This is a genomic window from Pseudarthrobacter sp. TRD_SC_9 (assembly GCF_055361265.1).
On record NZ_CM143956.1, the window covers coordinates 2072516 to 2093486 of the forward strand.

Here is a 20971-nt window from a genome sequence, read left to right on the forward strand (position 1 = left end):
ATGGGGTTCCGGAATCCCACTACGGGCAGGTCAGCCTCGGGCAGAATCTTGGGCATCGATGCCAAGCGCTGAGCGGAGCTCACCTTCGCGCTGGTCCATGCCGGCGCGGACAGCGTCAGCAAACTCATAGAGGCCATCGGCAACCATTGCTGCAGCCCTGTTGAGCCCCTGGGGCCCAAGCGTGGCACGGGTGTTATTAATTTTATGGACTGCGATAACGCCGATGGTGACGCCAATGCCCATCCAGATAATTCTCTTCATTGCGGATCCTCCGGGAAGGTCTCAGCGGCTGCGACGGCCGGCGGCGGGTTTCTTACGGTTCCCCAGGGCCGAGCGGACTCCGTAACTGAAGGCGGCGACCTTGATCAGCGGCGAACCTACCGTGGCGGCCATCAGGGAAGACAGGGCCGACAGGTTGGCGGAGGCATCCGAAACGTTCGACGCAATGCCGTCCACCTTTTTCAACTGCTGGTTGGTGGTGGAGACGGTCGCTGTGACCTCGTCCATCAGGGGCGTTGCGCCGTCGCTGAGAGAACGGATGGAAGTCCGGACTTCATCCAGCACACGGCCTAGCTTAAGGATGGGCACAGCGAGCAGCAGCACCAGGATCGCAAATACTCCGGCAGCAATCAGGCCGGCGATATCGCCACCAGACATAGACGTTCTTCTCCTTGAAACCTTGGTGTTCCTGTCATTCCCCACGGACGCAACGATGCCTCCCGAAGGTGTCCCCCAAGTACCTTACATACAAAGAAGCCCGCGGCGCTTGCCACGGGCTTCTTTGCAGACGCTGCTGATGCTTAGCGTGCGTAGAATTCGACGACGAGCTGCTCTTCGCAGGTCACCGGAACCTCGGAGCGCTTGGGGCGGCGCACAAGGCGGGCCTGCAGGGCTTCGAGCTTGACGTCCAGGTAAGCAGGAACGGCAGGCAGGACATCGCGGTGTGCGCCGGCAGCAGCAACCTGCAGCGGGGCCATGGACTCGCTGCGGCTGTGCACGTGCACGAGCTGGCCTTCGCCAACGCGGAAGGACGGGCGGTCCACGCGGACGCCGTCCACCATGATGTGGCGGTGGACAACCAACTGGCGGGCCTGGGCGATGGTGCGGGCGAAGCCTGCACGCAGCACGAGGGCGTCAAGACGCATCTCAAGCAGTTCGATCAGGTTTTCACCGGTGAGGCCCTTGGTGCGGCGGGCTTCTTCGAAGGCACGGGTCATCTGTGCTTCGCGGATACCGTACTGGGCGCGCAGACGCTGCTTTTCGCGCAGACGTACGGCGTAGTCGGAATCCTGCTTCTTACGGGCACGGCCATGCTCACCGGGGCCGTACGGACGGCGCTCCATGTACTTGGCGGCCTTGGGGGTCAGAGCAATGCCGAGTGCACGCGAGAGGCGTGCGGTACGGCGAGCACGAGTGTTGTTAGCCACTTGTGTCCTTCCAATATCTGCGGTGTGTCAGTGTTACTGGCCTCCACGATGGAGAGCATGGGCCAACCGCTGCCTTTTGCTACTGGGCGCAGGGCATACGTCCACCACTGCAATCCGGTTGAACACCGAAACAAAGTGGGGAAATGTGCGCCTGTGCCTTGCCAGACAAGGATCAATCCTACCATGGCGGCTACTTGCCGCGGATAATCCTGCGCAGCCGTTCCAGCCGGGGCGCGATCTCCCGTTCAGCTCCGTTGGACGTCGGCGTGTAGTAGTCCTTGCCCACCAAATCGTCCGGCGGGTACTGCTGCGGGGCCACGCCATGGGGAGCATCGTGGGCATAGACATAGCCCTTGCCGTGGCCCAGCTGTTTGGCTCCCGGATAGTGAGCGTCGCGCAGATGCGCAGGAATGCCGGCGCCCAGGCCGGCCCGGACATCGGCCACGGCCTTGTTCAGCCCCATGTAGGCGGCATTGGATTTTGGAGCCGTTGCCAGATGCACCACAGCTTCAGCCAGGATGATCCGACCCTCGGGCATGCCGATCAGCTGCACGGCCTGGGCTGCGGCCACGGCGGTCTGCAGGGCTGTGGGGTCGGCCATGCCCACGTCTTCAGATGCCGAAATCACCAACCGGCGGGCGATGAACCTGGCATCTTCCCCCGCTTCCAGCATCCTTGCGAGGTAGTGCAGGGAAGCGTCAACATCGGACCCACGGATCGACTTGATGAAGGCGCTGATGACGTCGTAGTGCTGGTCCCCTGCCCGGTCATACCGGACGGCGGCGGTATCCACAGCCTGCTCGGTGTGGCGCAACTGCAGCCGCATCCGGCCGCCGTCGGACTTTTCTTCACCCGGGTCACCGAACGCGACGCCGGCCGCCGCCTCGAGTGCCGTGAGGGCGCGGCGGGCGTCTCCTCCGGACAGCCGCACCAGGTGCTCCAGTGCTTCATCGTCAAGGACGACGGTGCCGTTGAAGCCGCGCTCGTCCTCGACGGCCCTCAGGATCAGTCCTTCAATGTCCGAGTCAGTGAGCGGGCGGAGGGTCAACAGCAAAGAACGGGACAGCAGCGGCGAGACCACCGAGAAAGAGGGGTTTTCGGTGGTGGCAGCCACCAGCACCACCCAGCGGTTTTCGACGCCGGGGAGCAGTCCGTCCTGTTGAGCCTTGTTAAAACGGTGGATCTCGTCGAGGAACAGGACTGTGGTGGTCTTGTACAGATCGCGGGCCGTCAGGGCCTCGTCCATCACCCGCCGGACGTCCTTTACCCCTGCCGTAATGGCTGACAGCTCAACGAACTTGCGGCCCGGACCTCTGGCGATAACGTGCGCCAGGGTGGTTTTCCCGGTCCCGGGCGGACCCCAAAGAATCACCGAACTGGGTCCTGCCGGTCCCCCGGCGCTGCTGCCTTCGGCCAGTTGCCGCAGCGGCGATCCCTGGCCCAAAAGATGTTGCTGGCCCACCACTTCATCAAGGGTCTTCGGCCGCATCCGCACGGCCAGCGGGCCTCGCTGCGTCGAGCCGGGCGCACTGGCCTGGCCGCGCGCCTGGACTTCGCCTTCGGCACCGGCCTCGGCACCGCTTTCGACATCGCCGTCCACGCCCGAACCAAAGAGATCATCCACACAGCTAGGCTACTCATAGCTACCGACAAAGGAGACATCGACGTGGACCGCCCCGTAAGCCGCACCGCGTTCGTCGCCGGGCACCGGCTTGCCGGCTGGACCGAGCGCTTCGCGGCGAGTCACGGTCCTTTGGTGGAAGAGCCCGACGACGGCGGCCTCCTGCTGCGGGCGGCCGACGGTGCCATCGCCTTGTTACGCGCCCCATGGCCCCCTGATGGACGCCCCGGAACCGGTGCAGGACCGTTGGAACGCCTGGCGTCGCTCGCAACCCAGGAACGCACGTTCGGCCTGGTCCTGGTGCGGCGCGGCGGATACGCAATTGGCGTCGCCAGCGGCAGCCGCCTCCTGTCGTCAAAGACCGGCAACCGCTATGTCCAGTCGCGCACGGCGGCCGGGGGCCAATCCCAGAGTCGCTTTGCCCGGCGCCGCGGCAACCAGACGGAGGCTCTGGCGGAATCTGCGGCGGAGCACGCCGCAAGGGTCTTTGCGGACCACCGGGTGGAATATCTGGTGCCCGGCGGTGACAGGGCCCTGGTGGAACAGGTCCTGGTCCAGCCTGTACTGAAAGGCGTCGCCTCCAGGGCACGGCTTGAGTTCCTTGACGTCCCCGACCCCAAGGCGGCAGTCCTGGCCAAGGCCGCCATGGATGCAAGCGCCGTACGCGTGCTGGTGACGGACCCGCCGTCCTGAGGTCCTGCGGTCCAGTGGTTTCGCCAGAGTTATCCACAACCCACCGATGCGGGACAACAGCTGCACCGTTCCTTTCCTAGACTCGGTTCAGACCACGGAGCCGCACCAGGCACCGCTTGCCTCCCGGGGGAACCTATGAAATTTAGACGCCTGCTGCCTATCTCCTTCCTGGCAGCCTTCCTTTTCTTCGGCACCTCCTGCACGGACGGAAGCTTCCTGGACCAGAGCAGGCTCACCTTCCGTGCCGTAGACACGGAACTCGCGAAAACACCCGCTTCGCTGCTGCACTTTGATTCCCTGACCGCCACCGGGGAAGAGGTCATGGCCGTGGCCTCCGGCGGCGCGGCCGCCATGTCCCTGGACCGACTTATGCATTCGAAGGACTCTGGCCGTTCCTGGACAGCTGCGCGGTTCGATGGCGATGAGGATCCTCGGGGTTACATAACGGCGGTGACCCGCGGTCCGGAATCCTGGTTGGCCCTGGTCAGCCGTAATGACGAGTTGTTTCCCTACCTGAGCGGCAATGGCCTGGATTTTGAGCAGGCGGGTGACGGCCTGCTGCTCACCAGCGGAACTTATCCCTTGCTGCTCGCTTTCGCCCACAGCGAATGGACTCTCTTGTCCGGCAGCTCAGGATCGGGAGCACCCCAGCTCACCGTCCACCACAGCACGGACGGCGGCCAGTGGACAGAAACCCAGAGCCCTGACGGCCTCCGCTATTCAGATGCCGGCCTTAAAATCGTGTCCGCAGCGTCGAACGGTGAGACGCTCCTCCTTGCCGGGCAACATGAAAGCCCATCCGGCCAAGACGGTACCGGTATCCGGACGGCCGCTTACGCTTCGGAAGATGGCGGCCTGACCTGGACGGACATTTCCCCTGACGCGTCCAGGATTGCCCCCAGCAACAACGGCTTCCGGACGGTGATCTGGGACGGTTCCCGGTTCCAGCTCACAGGATTTGGCTGGCCGGTAACTGACCGATCCAATCCGGTACCCCACGGACTGCAGGCCTCATGGCTCCCTGGCGGGGCCTGGGATCTGGCATTGGACAAATCCTGGTCCGACGGCACCAGCTACTTCCCCACGAACTCAACCACCAGCGGCTCCGAAACAATGCAGGCAGCCAGCCACTTCCTTGGTAAGGACCGCGTGGGGCAGTCCCGGCTTCTGATCCGAGAACCCGGGGAACCCTGGAAGCGCGTGACGCTGCCCCCGGAATCGCCACAGAAAAATACCTCGATCCACGCGACCGCCATCATCGCCGATGGTGCCCTAGCCGCGGCGGTGGTCACCGACAAGGGCAATAACCTGGAAAAGATCTGGCACATCGACCCCGCCGGAACCATCACCGACAGGACACCTTTCCTGCCCAAAATTCCAACCGGATCGGTCAACATCGCGGGTATCACATCAGCAGATGGCCGGATCCGGGTCTTCGGCAACGCCGGCAGCCAGCCGGCCATCTGGGAATCCGACGGCGGCCGGGACTTTTCCTCAGTCACCACCTTGGCCCTCAATGGCAACCAGAACCTGAAGGGCTTCCACGCTGCGGCCGACGCCGAGATTGCCTTTGGGACTGACCTTTCCCAAAGTAATCCCCTTTCGGTGACCTGGAGCCGCCGCGACGATGGCCAGTGGGAATCATTTTCCGGTGACGTCTTCGGCGGCACAGCTTCCGGCAATAACACTCCTGTCCAGGCCGCCCTCGCAGGCGAGAACGACTTCATTGTGGGCGGCAGCTACGTCAATCGCGATGACACCGGCATAAGCGCCGGCCTCGCCGTGTCCGGTGACGGGAGGACGTGGGCAGCAGTAAAGGATGCCTCGTTGCTGGGCACCCCCGGGAACAGCCGGGGCATCTACTCGCTGGTCCGAACCTCAGCAGGCACAGTATTCGCCGGTGGATATCTCGAGTCCTCTGGCGACACCGCTCCAGCAGTTTGGGCCTCGAGCGACACGAAAGTCTGGGCTCCGGTCACGCTGGAGATACCGGAAGGCTACGACGAGGCCTGGATCACCAGCCTGAGCTCAGGTCCTTCCGGAGTAGTCGCGGTGGTAGCAGCCTCCAAGCCCGGAGTCGGTCAGCAATTCGCCACGTACCTGAGTTCCGACGAAGGCAAGAGCTGGAGCAAGGGAACCACCCTTCCGGCGCCGGCGGAGGGACAGCACATGGACACACCCCACGTCGTAGCGGTAGACCATGGCTACGTGTTGCTGGCTACCCTTGGGGCACCCGGTGCGGGGGAAGCCATGATGCTGGTCAGCAGCAACGGCAAGGACTTCGCAGCCAAGGACCTGTCTCATAACGCCCTGACGGCCCCTGAGCTCACCATCACGGCGATCGGAGCCGCGGATGGCAAACTCTTGGTGGCGGGGCTTTCCGGGCCTCTCGCGTCCCGGAAATCGTTCGCGTTCGAGGTGGGAATGCCATCGCTGGAGCCGTAAGGCCTGGAATCAAGGCGGGGCTCAGTCAGCAGCCGCCGGGCGCCCGCTTGAGCGGCGCCTGACGGTACACGTAGCGGCCATGCTCGCCGAAGCCGGCCTTCGCGTACAAGGACTGCGCACCTGTATTGCCCGCGGTCACGAGCAACCAGAAGCTCTCCAGCCCTGCCTGGCAGCCCCGTGCCAGGAGTGCATCCAGCACCGCTGACGCGTAGCCCCTCCTGCGGTGGAGGCGGCTTGTGGCCATGGCATACAGGCCGCCCCACCCGGCACCCTCAGGAACCGCGAGCCGTCCGACGGCGGCAGCCCCACCGTCGTCATCCCTCACCAGGGCATACATTGACGGGCAGCCCTCCAGGATGTCCCGCGCAACAGCAAGCTCAGCTTCTCCGCCCCGCCCGTCCACCGACCACCACAGGCGCAGCCATTCCTCCGACGGGGAGGATGAAAATTCGACGGCGGGTGTCCCGGCTGCAGACGGGGTTGTTGTGCCTGCGTCACGGACCATGATCAGAGTCTCGGATTGCCGGCTGAACCGCCGTTCATCGAGCAGGGCATTGAGTCGGGTGCTTCGCTCGTCATCGAAGATCTGGAAGATGAGGGGCTGGCGCTGGAGGCGGTACCACTGTTCAGCCTCCCGCAGGGCGCCGGCGGGGTCGCTGGCCTCATGGCGGGGCCACACCGAATTGGCCCGTTGGGTCACGCCGTCGGCGGCACGCAACACCCATTCCCCGGTGTCTTCCCGGACAGGAGCAGGCCAGGCACGGTCCATGAGTGCTTCGATCAGCTCAAGGTCCGCTGCGTTTACTTTCCCGGCCACGGTGCTCCTTTCGTAGAGCCAAAAACTCCCCGGGCCGCTGTGAGAGCAGCACGGGGAGCCCATGGTGTGATTGCAGTCAGGAGGCCGTATCCGGCTTCGCGGCTGGCTTGGCCTCGGGCTTGAAGTCGACGCCGGCTTCCTTGCGTTGCTGCGGCGTGATGGGGGCCGGTGCCGCGGTGAGCGGATCGTAACCGCCACCGGACTTGGGGAAAGCGATGACGTCGCGGATGGACTCCACGCCCGCCATCAGCGACACAACCCGGTCCCAGCCAAATGCGATGCCGCCGTGCGGCGGTGCACCGTACTTAAAGCCTTCGAGCAGGAAGCCGAACTTGGTCTGGGCATCCTCCTTGGACAGCCCCATCAGTTCAAAGACCCGCTCCTGCACGTCGCGCTGGTGGATACGGATGGACCCGCCACCGATTTCGTTGCCATTGCAGACGATGTCGTAGGCGTAGGACAGCGCCGACTCCGGATCCTTGTCAAAGGTGTCCATGAATTCGGGTTTGGGCGAAGTGAAGGCGTGGTGCACGGCGGTCCACTGCCCGGCGCCAACAGCCACGTCACCTGACGCAACAGCGGCAGCGGCAGGTTCGAACATCGGGGCGTCAACCACCCAGCAGAAGGCCCAGTCCGTGGGGTTGATCAGGCCGGTGCGGTGGCCGATCTCAACACGGGCTGCGCCGAGAAGTGCACGTGCAGCGGTCTTCTCACCGGCAGCGAAGAAGATGCAGTCGCCGGCCTTGGCCCCAACAGCGTCGGCCAGACCGGCCCGCTCCATCTCGGTCAGGTTCTTCGCTACCGGGCCGGCGAGCTCGCCGTCCTCCTTGAACAGTACATAGGCGAGCCCCTTGTGTCCGCGCTGCTTGGCGAATTCTTGCCAGCCGTCCAGGGTACGACGGGGCTGGGAGGCACCGCCCGGCATTACCACGGCACCAACATAGGGGGCCTTGAAGACACCGAAGTTGGTGTCCCTGAAGAAATCGGTAAGCTCGGTCAGTTCCACGCCGAACCGCAGGTCCGGCTTGTCGGAACCGAAGCGGGCCATGGCGTCGGCATACGTGATGCGCTGGATCGGAGTGGGGATCTCGACGTCGATCAGCTTCCAGAGTGCCTTAACGATGTTCTCGCCGAGGGCGATGATGTCATCCTGTTCGACGAAGCTGGCCTCGATGTCCAGCTGCGTAAACTCCGGCTGGCGGTCGGCGCGGAAGTCTTCGTCACGGTAGCAGCGGGCAATCTGGTAGTACTTCTCGAAGCCTCCCACCTGCAGGAGCTGTTTGAAGAGCTGCGGAGACTGTGGCAGGGCGTACCAGGACCCGGGAGCAAGCCGCGCCGGGACCAGGAAGTCACGGGCACCTTCGGGGGTGGACCGGGTCAGGGTAGGCGTCTCAATCTCCACGAAGCCGTCCTGGTGCAGCAGCTCGCGGGCAACGCGGTTTGCCTCGGACCGAAGGCGCAGACTCCGGGCAGGTCCGGGACGGCGCAGGTCCAGGTAGCGGTGCTTGAGCCGGGCTTCCTCGCCCACCTCAACGTGCTCATCGATCTGGAACGGCAACGGATCCGAGGTGTTGAGGATGGTTACGTCGTCGGCAATGACCTCGACGTCGCCGGTGGCCAGTGCCGGGTTCTCATTGCCTTCAGGACGCTGGGAGACCGTACCGGTAACCTGCAGGACATATTCGTTGCGCAGCCCGTGGAAAACTTCCTCTTCACGCACCACCACCTGCGCCACACCCGAGGCATCCCGAAGGTCCACGAACGCCACCCCGCCATGGTCACGACGGCGGCCAACCCAGCCGGCCAGGGTTACGGTCTGTCCAATGTGCTCGGAACGAAGCGATCCAAGGTCATGTGTGCGCAGCACAGGATGCCTTCCTGAAGGGAAAAGTAAAAGGTATATAGGATCATTCCTGGAACGATCCCGTTCGAGTTTACCCGTTGGAAAGGACCGTCCCCAGCCATGAGTGCGCAACCCCGGCTCAAGCGGACGCTTGGTGTCTTCGACGCTTCAGCGATCGGCTTGGGATCCATGCTGGGGGCCGGCGTCTTTGTCGTCTTTGCTCCTGCCTCATCCCTGGCTGGCGAATACCTGGTCCTGGCAGTGCTGGTGGCAGGCGTCGTCGCCTACTGCAATGCAGTCGCCTCCGCGGTGCTGGCCGCAAAATATCCGGCCAGCGGCGGAACGTATGTTTACGGCCGTAAGCAGCTGGGCGATTGGCCGGGGTTCCTCGCCGGCTGGGGTTTCGTTACCGGGAAGACGGCCTCCTGCGCCGCCATGGCTCTCACTTTTGGCCACTATGTTGCACCCGGTTGGGCTACTCCGCTCGCCGTCGCCGCCGTCGTTGCACTGACCGGGGTCAACCTGCTGGGCCTGACACGGACCGCCCTGCTCACCCGCATCCTGCTGGGAATCGTGCTGACCACACTGATATTCGTCGCACTCGCATCATTGCTCGGACCGCATGCTGCCGATTCCGTGGGCCCCGCCGACGGGGCGGTGTCCGGCCCGGCAGCGGCCGGCGCGACGGGCATTCTGCCCGCGGCCGGCCTTATGTTCTTCGCGTTCGCGGGCTATGCGCGTATCGCCACCCTCGGCGAAGAGGTGAAGAACCCGGAACGGACCATCCCGCGGGCGATTCTTGCAGCCCTGGCCGCAGCCTTCGGCATCTATGTCGTCCTGGCGCTCCTGCTGCAATCCCATTTGCCGTCCGGCGTCCTGAACACCTCCACCTCACCGTTGCTTGATGCCGTCCGGTTTTCCCGTTTGGAGCAGGGAACCTGGCTGGTACAGGTCGGTGCTGCTGCAGCTTGCCTGGGAGCACTGCTGGCCCTCGTGGCCGGCGTTGGACGTACGGCGATGGCCATGGCGCGCGAAGGCGATCTCCCCCGGCCGCTGGCCAAAATCGGTGGGCGGCATTCCGTACCATTCAATGCGGAGCTAACGGTCTGCGCGGTCGTCATCGTTCTGCTGTTGAGCACTGATGTGATGACTGTGGTTGGCTTCTCCAGCTTCGGCGTACTGCTTTATTACGCGGTCGCAAATGCTTCCGCCTTCACACTCCCGACGCACCCTCGCTACGCACCGAAATGGTTGAATGCGGTGGGTTTCGTCGCCTGCCTGCTCCTTGCAGTGACGCTGCCGCTGGCGTCCGTGATGGTCATGCTGGCTGTGCTGGCAGTCGGCCTTGCGTGCCGATGGGCGGTGCTTCGGCGGCGATAGCGCTGCCGGCGCCTGCGGCTGCGGTAGCCTGTGGGAAGTGGCGTGCCGCCGTCGTCAAGCCTCACGCGCCGCCGTCGTCAAGCCTTACGCGCCGTTCCAGGGCGAGCAAAACCCTGAAGGCAGGTGCGCAGCGGCAGTTAGTTCGTCACGACCTGGACTGTCAGGTCTTCTGACGGCGGCATCCAGGTTGAGGGGTCAGCATCCGATTGTTCACCGGAGCGGATGTCCTTGACCTGGTGCTTGCCGTCGTCGTCCGTGAACCAGACGAACGGGATGCCGCGGCGGTCAGCAAATTTGATCTGCTTCCCAAACTTTTCCGCCTTGGCGGCAACTTCGGTGGCAATCCCTCGGCCACGCAGTCCTGCGGCGATGTCCTGCGCGGCGCTCCACGAGTCGTCGTTGTTCAGCGCCACGAGCACCGCCGTGGGAACCGACCGCGAGGCCTTGGCGAGGTCCTGGCTCAGGATCCTGGACACCAGCCGGGTAACGCCAATGGACAGGCCCACACCCGGGAACTTGCGGTTGCCTTTGGACGCCAGGGCGTCATAGCGGCCGCCGGAGCAGATGGAACCAAGCTGTTCGTGCCCGACCAGTACGGTCTCCACCACCGTGCCGGTGTAGTAATCCAACCCGCGCGCGATGCTGAGGTCTGCCACTACCTTGCCGGGGGCGCGCTGCACGGCCGCTTCGATGACCTGTTCGAGCTCACTCAACCCCTCTTCGAGCAGCGGGTCTGTGACACCCAGAGCACGTACCTGGTCAACGAACGAGGTGTCTTCGGTGCGGATGCTTGCCAGCTTAAGGGCAAGTTCCGCCTGTTCCGCGGTGGCGCCCAATTCGGATCGGAGGAGCTCGGATACCCTGGCTGCACCGATTTTCTCCAGCTTGTCGATGCTGCGGAGGACTCCCGCAGTATCTTCCAGCCCAACACCCCGGTAGAAACCTTCGGCCAGTTTGCGGTTGTTGATGCGCAGCCGGAATTCCGGGATGGGCAAGGCGCTGAGGGCCTCTGCAATGACCAGGGCAATTTCAACGTCGTAGCGGAACGGCAGTTCGCCGTCGCCCACTACATCGATATCCGCCTGGGTGAATTCACGGGCACGGCCTTCCTGCGGGCGCTCACCACGCCAGACCTTCTGGATCTGGTAGCGGCGGAAGGGAAACGCAAGGTAACCCGCGTTTTCCACCACATAGCGGGCAAAGGGCACTGTGAGGTCGAAGTGCAGGGCCAGGGCGTTGGGATCGTGGCTGGCGGCGCCGTTGTTTCCTTCATCGTCCTGCAGCCGGCTCAGGCCGTAGACCTCTTTGTCAATGTCGCCCTTGCGGAGAAGCTGGCCAACGGTTTCCACTGCGCGCGTCTCGATCGAACCGAAGCCGTGCAGTTCAAAGACCCGGCGCAGCGTGTCCAGCACGTGCTGCTCCACCAACCGTTCCTCGGGAAGCCACTCGGGGAATCCGGACAGGGAGGCGGTGCGTGCCATGGTGGAATTTCTCCTCAGGGTGTTGGCTGCTGGAACTTTGCCAATATTCGGCCCGAAACGCTTCAGGAACCGCTGCTGCCCAGCTTGTCATGCATAAACTATGTGCGGCAGTCAGTTTATGCTTTCGCCGCCGCAGTCCCTAACAGGCAGCCCTCCAACAGGCGGGACAAGGACCTGGCCAGGCTTCCGGCCCGGAGCAGCGCCTGCCATTCGAACCTACCGCCGGCTTTGCCCCTCACGGGCGTGCCGGTGGCCCAACCAGAGGAGGACCCTTGGCGGCCAGCCCACGCAGCTCGCGCGATGCGAAACGGCGCATCCAGCAGATGGAGGCGAAACGTGAACTCCGCAGGGACCAGGATCAGCGTCGCAGGCGGGATAACTTCATCACCGTCGGTGCGGGAGCCGCCGCTGTCGTCCTCGCCGTCGTCCTCCAACTGACAGTTTTTGCCGGAAACCCTACGGAAGACGAATTCGCGGCGGCCGAGGCTGGGCTCACCAGCCCGTCGGCGTCCGCCAGTCCGTCACCTTCGGCATCGGAAGGAACCAACAGTCCCACCGTCCCGTCCGCGGATATCGCCGCCGGAAGGACGTTTACGGGCGAACTGGTCCTGAACGGCTCGCCGCTCGGCGTGGAACTGGACGGCACCGCCGCTCCCCAGGCGGCCGCCGTCTTCAAGACGCTGAGCGACGAAGGGTTCTACACCGGCAAGAGCTGCCACCGGCTCACCGTCGCCGACGAATTCGGGGTACTTCAGTGCGGGTCCGGGGACGGCAAAGGTGGCGGCGATCCCAATTACACCTGGGGCCCGCTGGAAAACACGCCGGCGGATGACATGTACCCGGCAGGCACTATCGCCGTGGCGCGCACCGGAAACAACGACTACGGCAACGGCACCCAGTTCTTCATCGTCTACAAGGACACCCGCATCCCGGCTGATTCCGCGGGCGGCTACACAGTGGTGGGCAGGATCACCTCGGGCCTCGAGACCGTCACGGGAATCGCGGCAGCGGGCGTCACGCCCGTGAACAGCGAGACCGACGGCACACCGGTGCAGGCAGTCACGATAGACTCGTTGTCTCTGAACGAGTGACGGCTGCCCAGCAGGGCGCCGGTACCCAGGCAGTTGGAAGCAGTTTCCTCCAAGCGAAAGATTTTTAGCGGTGACAGACAGTCAGAAATCCGACGAAACGGCAGTAGAAGCCAAGCAGGACACTACGGTGGAGACCCCCGTTGTTCCGGAAAGCGCAGCATCCGCAGCAGCTGAAGAACACACGACGGCGGCTGAACCGTCCGATGCCCAGGAACCGGCGGCCGCTGAAGAGCCAGCCGCTGAAGCGGGGGAAACCCAGGCACCCGAGACGGCGGCTCCTGCTGCTGTTCCTGCTCCTGCACCCAATCCGCACCGGGCTGCCCCGTCTCCCGCAGCTTTCGCCTCACGGCCCAGGCCCGCTGCCGCTGCTCCAGCAGCGGCCCCGGCGCCGATGCTTTCTGCTACTTCACTGGCAGAAGCCGCACAATGGGGCCGTGTCGAAGGCGACGGCAACGTGTTTCTCAGGATTGATGGCGAGGAGCACCCTGCCGGTCAGTATCCCGGCGTCAGCGATGATGAGGCTCTTGCCTACTTTGCCCGTAAATTCGACGACATCCTGGCCCAGATCGTTCTCCTGGAACAGCGTGTGAACTCCAAAGCGCCCAGCGCGGACATGCAGAAGACTGTCAATCACCTGCGCGATCAGCTCGCCGAAAAGAACATGGTGGGTGATATCCGGTCCGCCGAAGCCCGCCTGGACGCCCTGAGCGGCCAGATCGCTGAACTGGAACGCAGTGAAAAGGCCGAGCACGAAGCCATTCGGACTGCAGAACTCGAGGCCCGCGAGGCCATCGTGGCCGAAGCGGAGTCGATTGCCGGCGCTGATCCCGCCCAGGTCCAGTGGAAAACCTCCAGTGCACGGATGAACGAACTCTTCGAAACCTGGAAGACGGCTCAGAAGAGCGGCATCCGGCTCGGCCGCAGCAACGAAGAAGCACTTTGGAAGCGGTTCCGTGCCGCGCGGACGGTCTTTGACCGGCACCGGCGGGCCTACTTCTCACAGCTGGACAGCAACAATGCCGCGGCAAAGTCGGCGAAGGAAAAACTCATCGCTGAGGCTGAGGCGCTCTCCACATCGACTGACTGGGGATATGCCGCTGGTGAGTATCGGCGCCTGATGGACGAATGGAAGGCGTCACCGCGCGCCAGCCGCAAGGACGACGACGCCCTTTGGTCCCGGTTCCGGGCGGCCCAGGACGCGTTCTTCACTGCGCGCCAGGCAGCCAATGACGAAATCGACCAGGAATATTCGGCCAACCTGACGGTCAAGGAAGCACTCCTGGTGGAGGCCAATGCCATCCTGCCTGTCAGGGACATCGCCGCTGCCAAGAAGCAGCTGCAGTCGATCCAGGATCGTTGGGAAGAAGCCGGCAAGGTACCCCGCGCCGACATGGGACGGATCGAAGCCGGACTACGCCGCGTCGAAGATGCGGTCCGTCAGGCTGAAGACGAAAAGTGGCAGCGCTCCAACCCGGAGACCAAGGCCCGGACCAACAGCGCACTGTCCCAGCTTGAGGCAGCTATTGCCGGTCTGAAGGATGACCTGGCAGCTGCGGAGAAGGCAGGCGACCAGCGCAAGACCAAGGCCGCCAAGGAAGCACTGGAAGCCCGCGAGGCCTGGTTGGACCAGCTTCAGCGTTCCGCCAGCGAACTTTCCTAGGTCCAGGCAACCGCCGGGCTCCCGTCCGGCATAGAGCAGGCCCCGTGCCGGTTATCCACATAGCCGGCACGGGGCCTGTCCCGTCCCTGCCGTCCACGGGAGGATTGCTGAATGGCAATGACTTCCCCATCACCGGCTTCAGCTGCCCGGGAACCGCTGCCGGCAGTGCAGTTCATGGATCTGTACGCCCCCGGCCAGCTGTTCACCTGGAGCGAGCTCCAGGCCATGGCAACGGACGGTGTTCTGCAGCAGGTCTACCAGCGGGGCTACGCGCCGCCGGGCCACGCTGCAACGCCGCAGCTGCGGGCCCGCTCGGCCGCACTGGGGGTGCCGCCGGTGATCCGGCAACGGGTGGTGGCCGGCCGGTTGACCGCTGCCTGGATCCACGGCTGCTCGCCGGAACCGGACAGGCTCGCCCTCCTGGTTGATTCCAAACGCCGGATTTCCAGCCTGCGGTCCACCCGCGGGTGTACCCTTCATGAGGTCCGCCTTGGACCATTTGACGTGGTGAGTATCGGTGGCCTGATGGTGTCCAGTCCGCTGCGCACGGCGTTGGACATCGCCCTGCACGTGGATGCCACGCGCGCAGTACCGGCATTGCGGGGACTGCTGGCCAGGCCGCAACAGGATGTCCGGCTCAGGTTGCTCACGCTGGCCATCGAGGCCACCCCACGGTTGCCCCACAAAAGGGCCGCCCTGGAAAAGCTTGCCCTGCTAACTGCGCCTCTTGTTGCCAGTGGTTCTATAGACATCGAAGACGCCGTCGATCCGGCGGACGGCGTTGAGCACGTGATGGAGGTACTTGGGGTCGCCCATTTCGAAAGCAAACCTCGAGATGGCCACGCGGTCAGTTGACGTGTGCACGCTCGCGGCGAGGATGTTCACGTGGTTCTCGGAAAGCACCCTGGTCACGTCTGACAACAGCGACTTCCTGTCGAGCGCTTCCACCTGGATTTCCACCAGGAACACGCTGGACTGGGTAGGCGCCCATTCGACGTCCACGATCCGGTCCGGCTGGTCCTTCAGGTCCGACACGTTGGTGCAGTCCGTCCGGTGCACCGAGACACCCGAACCGCGCGTGACAAAGCCAAGAATGGGGTCCGGCGGGACGGGTGTACAGCACCTGGCCAACTTCACCCAGACGTCACCTACGCCGCGGACCACCACCCCGGAGTCCGAAAACTTGGTCTTGGACACATGGGTGGGGATGCTGACTTCATTCAGTTCGTCATCAGGGCTGTCGTTAATGCCCAGGCGGTCAACCAGCTTCTCCATGACAGACTGCGCCGAGGTGTGGCCGTCGCCGACACCCGCATAGAGCCCGGAGATGTCCACATACTTGAGGTCTTCGGCCACGGCGGCCAAGGCTTCGTGGGTCATCAGGCGTTGGAGGGGCAGATTCTGCTTGCGCATGGCGCGGGTCAGCAATTCCTTGCCACGGTCGATGGCTTCCTCGCGGCGTTCCTTGCTGAACCATTGCCGGATCTTGTTCCGGGCGCGGGCACTCTTGACGAAGTGCTGCCAATCCTGGCTGGGGCCGGCGCCCTCGGCCTTCGAAGTGAAGATCTCCACCCAGTCGCCGTGGTTCAGTTCGCTGTTGAGCGGGACCAGCTTGCCGTTTACGCGGGCGCCGATGGTCCGGTGGCCAACTTCGGTGTGCACGGCGTAGGCGAAGTCCACCGGGGTGGAGCCTGCGGGCAGGGCCATGACCTCGCCCTTGGGAGTGAAGACGAAGACCTCGCGGGCATTGATCTCAAAACGAAGCGAATCCAGGAACTCCCCCGGATCCGAGGTTTCCTGCTGCCAGTCCACCAGGGACCGCAGCCAGCCCATGTCGCCATCACGGCTGTTCCCGGGGGCTACAGCCGTCCGGTTGGGCTGGTCTTTGTACTTCCAGTGGGCCGCAACGCCGTACTCTGCCCTGCGGTGCATCTCGTGGGTTCGGATCTGGATCTCCACCGGCTTGCCGCCAGGGCCGATCACTGTAGTGTGCAGCGACTGATACATGTTGAACTTTGGCATCGCGATGTAGTCCTTGAACCTGCCCGGCAGCGGGTTCCACCTCGAATGCATGGTTCCCAGCGCCGCATAACAGTCACGCACCGAGTCCACGAGCACCCGGACACCCATGAGGTCGTTGATGTCGTCGAAGTCTTTGTCCCGGACCACCATCTTCTGGTAGATCGAGTAATAATGCTTGGGGCGTCCGGTAATGGTCGCCTTGATCCGGGCGGTACGCAGGTCATCGGCGATCTGGTCCCGGATGACGCTCAGGGACTTCTCACGCTCCGGAGTGCGGTCGCCCACCATCCGGACGATTTCCTCGTACACCTTGGGGTACAGGGCCGCGAAGGACAGGTCCTCCAGCTCCCATTTGATGGTATTCATGCCAAGCCGGTGGGCCAGTGGCGCGAAGATCTCCAGCGTCTCGCGCGCCTTCCTTGCCGATGACTCCGCTGAGACAAAACGCCAGGTACGCGCATTATGCAGTCTGTCGGCCAGTTTGATCATCAGGACCCTGATGTCCTTGGCCATGGCCACGACCATCTTGCGGACGGTCTCGGACTGTGCGGCTTCACCGAAGCTCACCTTATCCAGCTTGGTGACGCCATCCACCAGCATGGCCACCTCAGGACCGAAATCAGCCTTCAGGTTTTCCAGTGTGTAGGCCGTGTCCTCCACAGTGTCGTGCAACAGCGCAGCCGCCAGCGTGGTGCCGCTGAGGCCAAGCTCGGCGAGGATCGTAGCCACGGCTACCGGGTGCGTGATGTAAGGATCGCCGCTCTTGCGCTTCTGCCCCCGGTGGCTTTTCTCAGCTACCTCGAAAGCCCGCTGGATCAGGTCAAAGTCTTCTTTGGGATTGTTGGCGCGGACCGTACGCAGCAACGGTTCCAGAATGGGTGAATAGGTGGCGGCACCCCGCCCGGTCAGCCGTGCCAGGCGTGAACGGGTGCGCTCCCGTCGTCCGGGAAACGTTGGGCGGGCGCCGGAATTCTCCACCGGTCCCTGCGCCGTCCTGCCGGGTGCGGCAACTCCCGTCCCGGTCCCGGGCACGGCAGTGCTGTCCCCCTTTGACACTGGCGCCGACGCCGAACGTTCTTCCAATGAAGCACCCCTCACGAGCATTTACTGACCCCAGTCTATTCCTGCCTGCGGAGACTTTGATAACCGGGGCGGATATGCCAACGGGCCGGGCAACGCCGGTTCCCCGACGCTGCCCGGCCCGTTGATAACTGGAAGGCGGAGGCCCTAGGCCATTTCCGGCTGGCCAGACTGCTTCAGGGTCTCTTCGCGCCGGCGGTGTTCCACACGCTTGGCCTGCTTGACGAGGTCAGGCTCGCCCTGGCGCAGCCAGGCATACATGGGCGCCGCGATGAAAATAGTTGCGGCGGTGCCGATCAGGATACCCACGAAGAGTGCCAGTGACAGGTCGCGAAGCGTTCCGGCACCGAGGAGTCCGGCGCCGATGAACAGGATGGCACCAACGGGAAGGATGGCCACCATCATGGTGTTGATCGAACGCACCAACGTCTGGTTCACGGCAAGGTTTACTTCCTCGGCAAAGGTCCGGCGGGTCGAACGGCTGATCTCCGCGGTGTTCTCCCGGATCTTGTCGAAGACCACCACGGTGTCATAGAGCGAGTAGCTCAGGACCGTCAGGAAACCAATGATCGCCGAAGGGGTCACTTCGAAGTCGCTGAGTGCGTAAACACCGGCAGTGATGAACATGGTTACGGCCATGCCGGTGATAGCGGAGAGCGACATCTTCCATGTCCGGAAGTACAACGCCATCAACAGCGACGCCAGCACGACAAACACCACCAGGCCGATCAGTGCCTGCTTGGTGACATCCGCTCCCCAGGTCGGTCCAATGAAAGTAGATGTCACCTCATCGTCAGTGACACCGTAAGCAGTGGTCAGGGACTCTTTGATCCGCAGTGTCTCGTCATCGGTGAGCTTGTCCGTCTGGATGCGCATGGTGGTACCGGCTACGTTGGCGACACGGGGAATGCTGCCTGGAACAACTTCCTCGACTGCCTGTTCGCCGAGGGCCGGATCAGTGGCCTGGACGTTCGAGACCGTGAACTCAGAACCACCCCGGAATTCGATACCGAGGTTGAACCCGCCCTTGGCGATGGGAAGCAGGATGGAAAGGACCACCGCAACAGCCGCGATGATGAACCACAACTTTTTGGTGTCGACGAAATCGTAGGAGCGCTTGCCGGTGTAAAGCTCGTTACCGAAATTGGCGAAGGTGGTAGTCATTTACTGGCCCTCCTTCGAGGTGCTCTTGGAGGAACCGGCGAGTTGTTCCTGCTTCTCGGCGAGCCGGCGTTCTGCGATGGTCATGCGGCGTTCTGCTTCCGCGGCTGCACCGGTGTTCCTTGCACGAACAACCGACCTGTCTTCCGGCGTACGGACCCGGCCGGCGCCACGGTACAGCGGCACGGCTCCGAGACGGGCGGGGTCCAGCCCCGAGAACTTGTGGCCCTCGCCGAAGAACTTGGTCCTTGCCAAAAGGCGCAGCGTGGGATGTGTGAACATAAAGACCACGATTAGGTCAGCGATGGCGGTCAGGCCGAGTGTGAATGCGAAGCCACGGACGTTGCCGACGGCCACGAAGTACAGCACCAGGGCGGCCAGCAGGTTGACGGCTTTGGAAGCAAGGACCGTGCGCTTGGCTCGCTTCCAGCCGTTCTCGACAGCGGAAACCAGCCCGCGGCCTTCCCGCAACTCGTCCCTGATCCGTTCGAAGTACACGATGAACGAGTCGGCAGTTTGCCCAATGGCGACAATCAGGCCGGCAACACCTGCCAGCGAGAGCCGATAGTTTTCAGTCCAGCCCAGGATCGCGATAGCCAGATAGGTGAGAACTCCTGCCACTACCAGCGAAGCGATGGTCACCAGCCCCAGGGCGCGGTACTGGAACAGCGAGTACACCACCACCAGCAACAGGCCGATGATCCCGGCCAGCAAGCCCATGCGCAGCTGCTCACCACCCAGGGTCGCGGAGATCTGCTGCTCGCTCTGGATTTCGAAGCTGATGGGCAAGGCACCGAATTTCAGCTGGTCAGACAGCGCCTTGGCCGATGCCTCGGTGAAGTTTCCGGTGATCTCCGGGCGGCCGTCCGTGATGACTGCCTGGGCACGGGGAGCCGAGATGACCTGGTCATCGAGCACGATGGCGAACTGCGACTTGGGGTCAGCCCCTGTCTCCCCGCCCGCGGCGAGGTAAAACTGGTGCAGTCTTTCAGTGACCGTCTTGAACTTCTGGGTGCCGTCCGCGTCGAACTCAATGCGGACGCCCCAAATGTTGGTCACGGCCCCCTGGGCTCCCTGGGTGAGCTGGAAGCTGGAATCGACGATGTTGCTGCCTTCCACCTCCACGGGTCCCAAAATGTACTTCATGCCAGGAGTGTCCGCAGTGGCCGGCTCGCAGGTCACCAGCGGCGCCGCTGGATCCGAACGCTCCTGCTGGTCCTGCGCTGGATTGTTGCAATCCAGCGCCTCGAATTCCCGGTAGACCTCAGGAGTGACCCAGTTAATGTCGCTGCCGTTGGCGGGTTCCGCCGTTGGCTTCGGGAGCTGGTCCTCCGGTGCCCGCTGCTCGGCCGGAACCGGAGCGCCGGGACCGGCAAGCAATACCGGCCGGAAGTCCATGTCCGCGGATGCCTGGATGAGGGCACGGGTTGCGGAGGTCGGCGTGCCGGGAAGGCTCACCACGACGTTGCGGCCTGACTGGGTGCTGATTTCCGCTTCGGCAACACCGGAACCATCCACGCGCTGGCGGATGATGGCCACCGCCTGGTCGAGCTGTTCCTCAGTGATGTCCGAGCCGCCGTCGACCTTTGGCGCCAGAATCATCTGGGTGCCGCCTTCAAGGTCCAGCGCCAGCTTGGGCGCCCAGCTCGCCTGGCCTGCAAGGGTGCCGCCAGCCAAGACCGCGGTCAGGACGGCGAGTACAACGCCGAGCCAGACCAGTACCCGGATGCCTGAATGTTTGGGGCCACTACGTGCCATGGGTGATCTTCCTCATAACCTTCCGAAAGCGCAGGACAAACCCGGGCTAGTTGTCCTTTTTGCCTTCATTGTTGAGGCGCCTCAGGGTCTCCTCCGGGGTTTCACCCTCGGCAGTGGCATGGTCCGTAGTCAGCGAGGAGGCGTCGTTCGGGACGGCGGGAGCTTCCGGCTGTTCGACGGACTCGTCAACAGGCGTTTCAACGGTTTCAACTACCTTGGTGACAGCCTGGCGGTGGACAGTGGCCACGTTGCCCGGGGACAGTTCCAGCTCGACCTTGTTGTCCTCTTCATTGATGGACACGATGCGGCCGAAGAGTCCGAAGCTGGTCATTACTTCTACGCCCGGAGCAAATTTGGACTGCAGTTCTGCCTGCGCCTGCTGGGTCTTCTTGTTCTTCCGGAACATCATGAAGATGAAGACTCCGAGCATCAAGAACAGCAGGATTGTCATTGGATCCACAGGGATAGTTCCATTCTGGGTTTCATAGCTGC

Annotated in this window: 16 protein-coding genes; 5 read left to right on the forward strand and 11 right to left on the reverse strand. The window is 63.6% G+C overall.

The genetic code is table 11. The annotated features are described in order from the left end of the window. Positions 1-30: 30 nt before the first annotated feature. The 4 genes from ACWA13_RS09680 to ACWA13_RS09695 all read right to left on the reverse strand — a co-directional run bounded on the left by ACWA13_RS09680 (position 31) and on the right by ACWA13_RS09695 (position 3051). A complete protein-coding gene (locus tag ACWA13_RS09680; protein ID WP_463933608.1) occupies positions 31-261 on the reverse strand; it encodes a hypothetical protein in 231 nt (76 codons plus the stop codon). A gap of 21 nt (positions 262-282) precedes the next feature. Then, entirely contained in the window at positions 283-657 is a 375-nt protein-coding gene (locus ACWA13_RS09685) for a DUF948 domain-containing protein (RefSeq protein WP_463933610.1), read from the reverse strand. Between the two features lie 143 nt (positions 658-800). After that, complete coding sequence (gene rpsD, locus ACWA13_RS09690) at positions 801-1427, reverse strand: 30S ribosomal protein S4 (protein WP_463933612.1); 627 nt, start codon at positions 1425-1427, stop codon at positions 801-803. Positions 1428-1617: 190 nt separating this feature from the next. Then, positions 1618-3051, reverse strand: a complete 1434-nt coding sequence (locus ACWA13_RS09695; RefSeq protein WP_463933614.1) for a replication-associated recombination protein A — start codon at positions 3049-3051, stop codon at positions 1618-1620. A gap of 42 nt (positions 3052-3093) precedes the next feature. On the opposite strand from ACWA13_RS09695, the gene ACWA13_RS09700 reads away from it, so the two are divergent. Together ACWA13_RS09700 and ACWA13_RS09705 are read left to right on the forward strand one after the other, a co-directional pair. Further along, positions 3094-3741: an acVLRF1 family peptidyl-tRNA hydrolase gene (locus ACWA13_RS09700; RefSeq protein ID WP_463933615.1), complete on the forward strand. Its 648-nt coding sequence runs from the start codon at positions 3094-3096 to the stop codon at positions 3739-3741. 135 nt (positions 3742-3876) lie between these two features. Further along, entirely contained in the window at positions 3877-6186 is a 2310-nt protein-coding gene (locus tag ACWA13_RS09705; RefSeq protein WP_463933617.1) for a sialidase family protein, read from the forward strand. A gap of 25 nt (positions 6187-6211) precedes the next feature. Here the strand turns inward: ACWA13_RS09705 and ACWA13_RS09710 are convergent, their stop codons facing one another. Together ACWA13_RS09710 and aspS are read right to left on the reverse strand one after the other, a co-directional pair. Then, on the reverse strand, positions 6212-7003 hold the full coding sequence (locus ACWA13_RS09710) for a GNAT family N-acetyltransferase (protein WP_463933619.1): 792 nt from the start codon (positions 7001-7003) through the stop codon (positions 6212-6214). Between the two features lie 76 nt (positions 7004-7079). Next, complete coding sequence (aspS, locus tag ACWA13_RS09715; protein ID WP_463933621.1) at positions 7080-8870, reverse strand: aspartate--tRNA ligase; 1791 nt, start codon at positions 8868-8870, stop codon at positions 7080-7082. A 96-nt stretch (positions 8871-8966) separates the two neighbouring features. Here aspS and ACWA13_RS09720 point away from each other — a divergent pair, with 96 nt between their 5' ends. Further along, positions 8967-10226, forward strand: a complete 1260-nt coding sequence (locus ACWA13_RS09720; RefSeq protein WP_463933623.1) for an APC family permease — start codon at positions 8967-8969, stop codon at positions 10224-10226. 137 nt (positions 10227-10363) lie between these two features. Here ACWA13_RS09720 and hisS read toward each other — a convergent pair whose 3' ends face one another. After that, complete coding sequence (gene hisS, locus ACWA13_RS09725) at positions 10364-11707, reverse strand: histidine--tRNA ligase (RefSeq protein ID WP_463933625.1); 1344 nt, start codon at positions 11705-11707, stop codon at positions 10364-10366. A 272-nt stretch (positions 11708-11979) separates the two neighbouring features. On the opposite strand from hisS, the gene ACWA13_RS09730 reads away from it, so the two are divergent. Further along, a complete protein-coding gene (locus ACWA13_RS09730; protein ID WP_463933627.1) occupies positions 11980-12798 on the forward strand; it encodes a peptidylprolyl isomerase in 819 nt (272 codons plus the stop codon). A 70-nt stretch (positions 12799-12868) separates the two neighbouring features. Continuing rightward, positions 12869-14458 carry a DUF349 domain-containing protein gene (locus tag ACWA13_RS09735; RefSeq protein ID WP_463933629.1) on the forward strand — a complete coding sequence of 530 codons (1590 nt, stop codon included), beginning with the start codon at positions 12869-12871 and terminating at the stop codon, positions 14456-14458. 714 nt (positions 14459-15172) lie between these two features. Here the strand turns inward: ACWA13_RS09735 and ACWA13_RS09740 are convergent. From ACWA13_RS09740 to yajC, 4 genes are all read right to left on the reverse strand, one after another. Then, positions 15173-17563 (reverse strand): RelA/SpoT family protein, encoded by a 2391-nt coding sequence (locus ACWA13_RS09740; RefSeq protein ID WP_463933630.1) that lies wholly within the window; start codon positions 17561-17563, stop codon positions 15173-15175. Between the two features lie 144 nt (positions 17564-17707). Further along, on the reverse strand, positions 17708-18724 hold the full coding sequence (secF, locus tag ACWA13_RS09745) for a protein translocase subunit SecF (RefSeq protein WP_463933632.1): 1017 nt from the start codon (positions 18722-18724) through the stop codon (positions 17708-17710). Then, positions 18725-20479, reverse strand: a complete 1755-nt coding sequence (secD, locus tag ACWA13_RS09750; protein ID WP_463933633.1) for a protein translocase subunit SecD — start codon at positions 20477-20479, stop codon at positions 18725-18727. A gap of 46 nt (positions 20480-20525) precedes the next feature. Then, entirely contained in the window at positions 20526-20930 is a 405-nt protein-coding gene (gene yajC, locus ACWA13_RS09755) for a preprotein translocase subunit YajC (RefSeq protein ID WP_463937898.1), read from the reverse strand. Positions 20931-20971 lie beyond the last annotated feature (41 nt).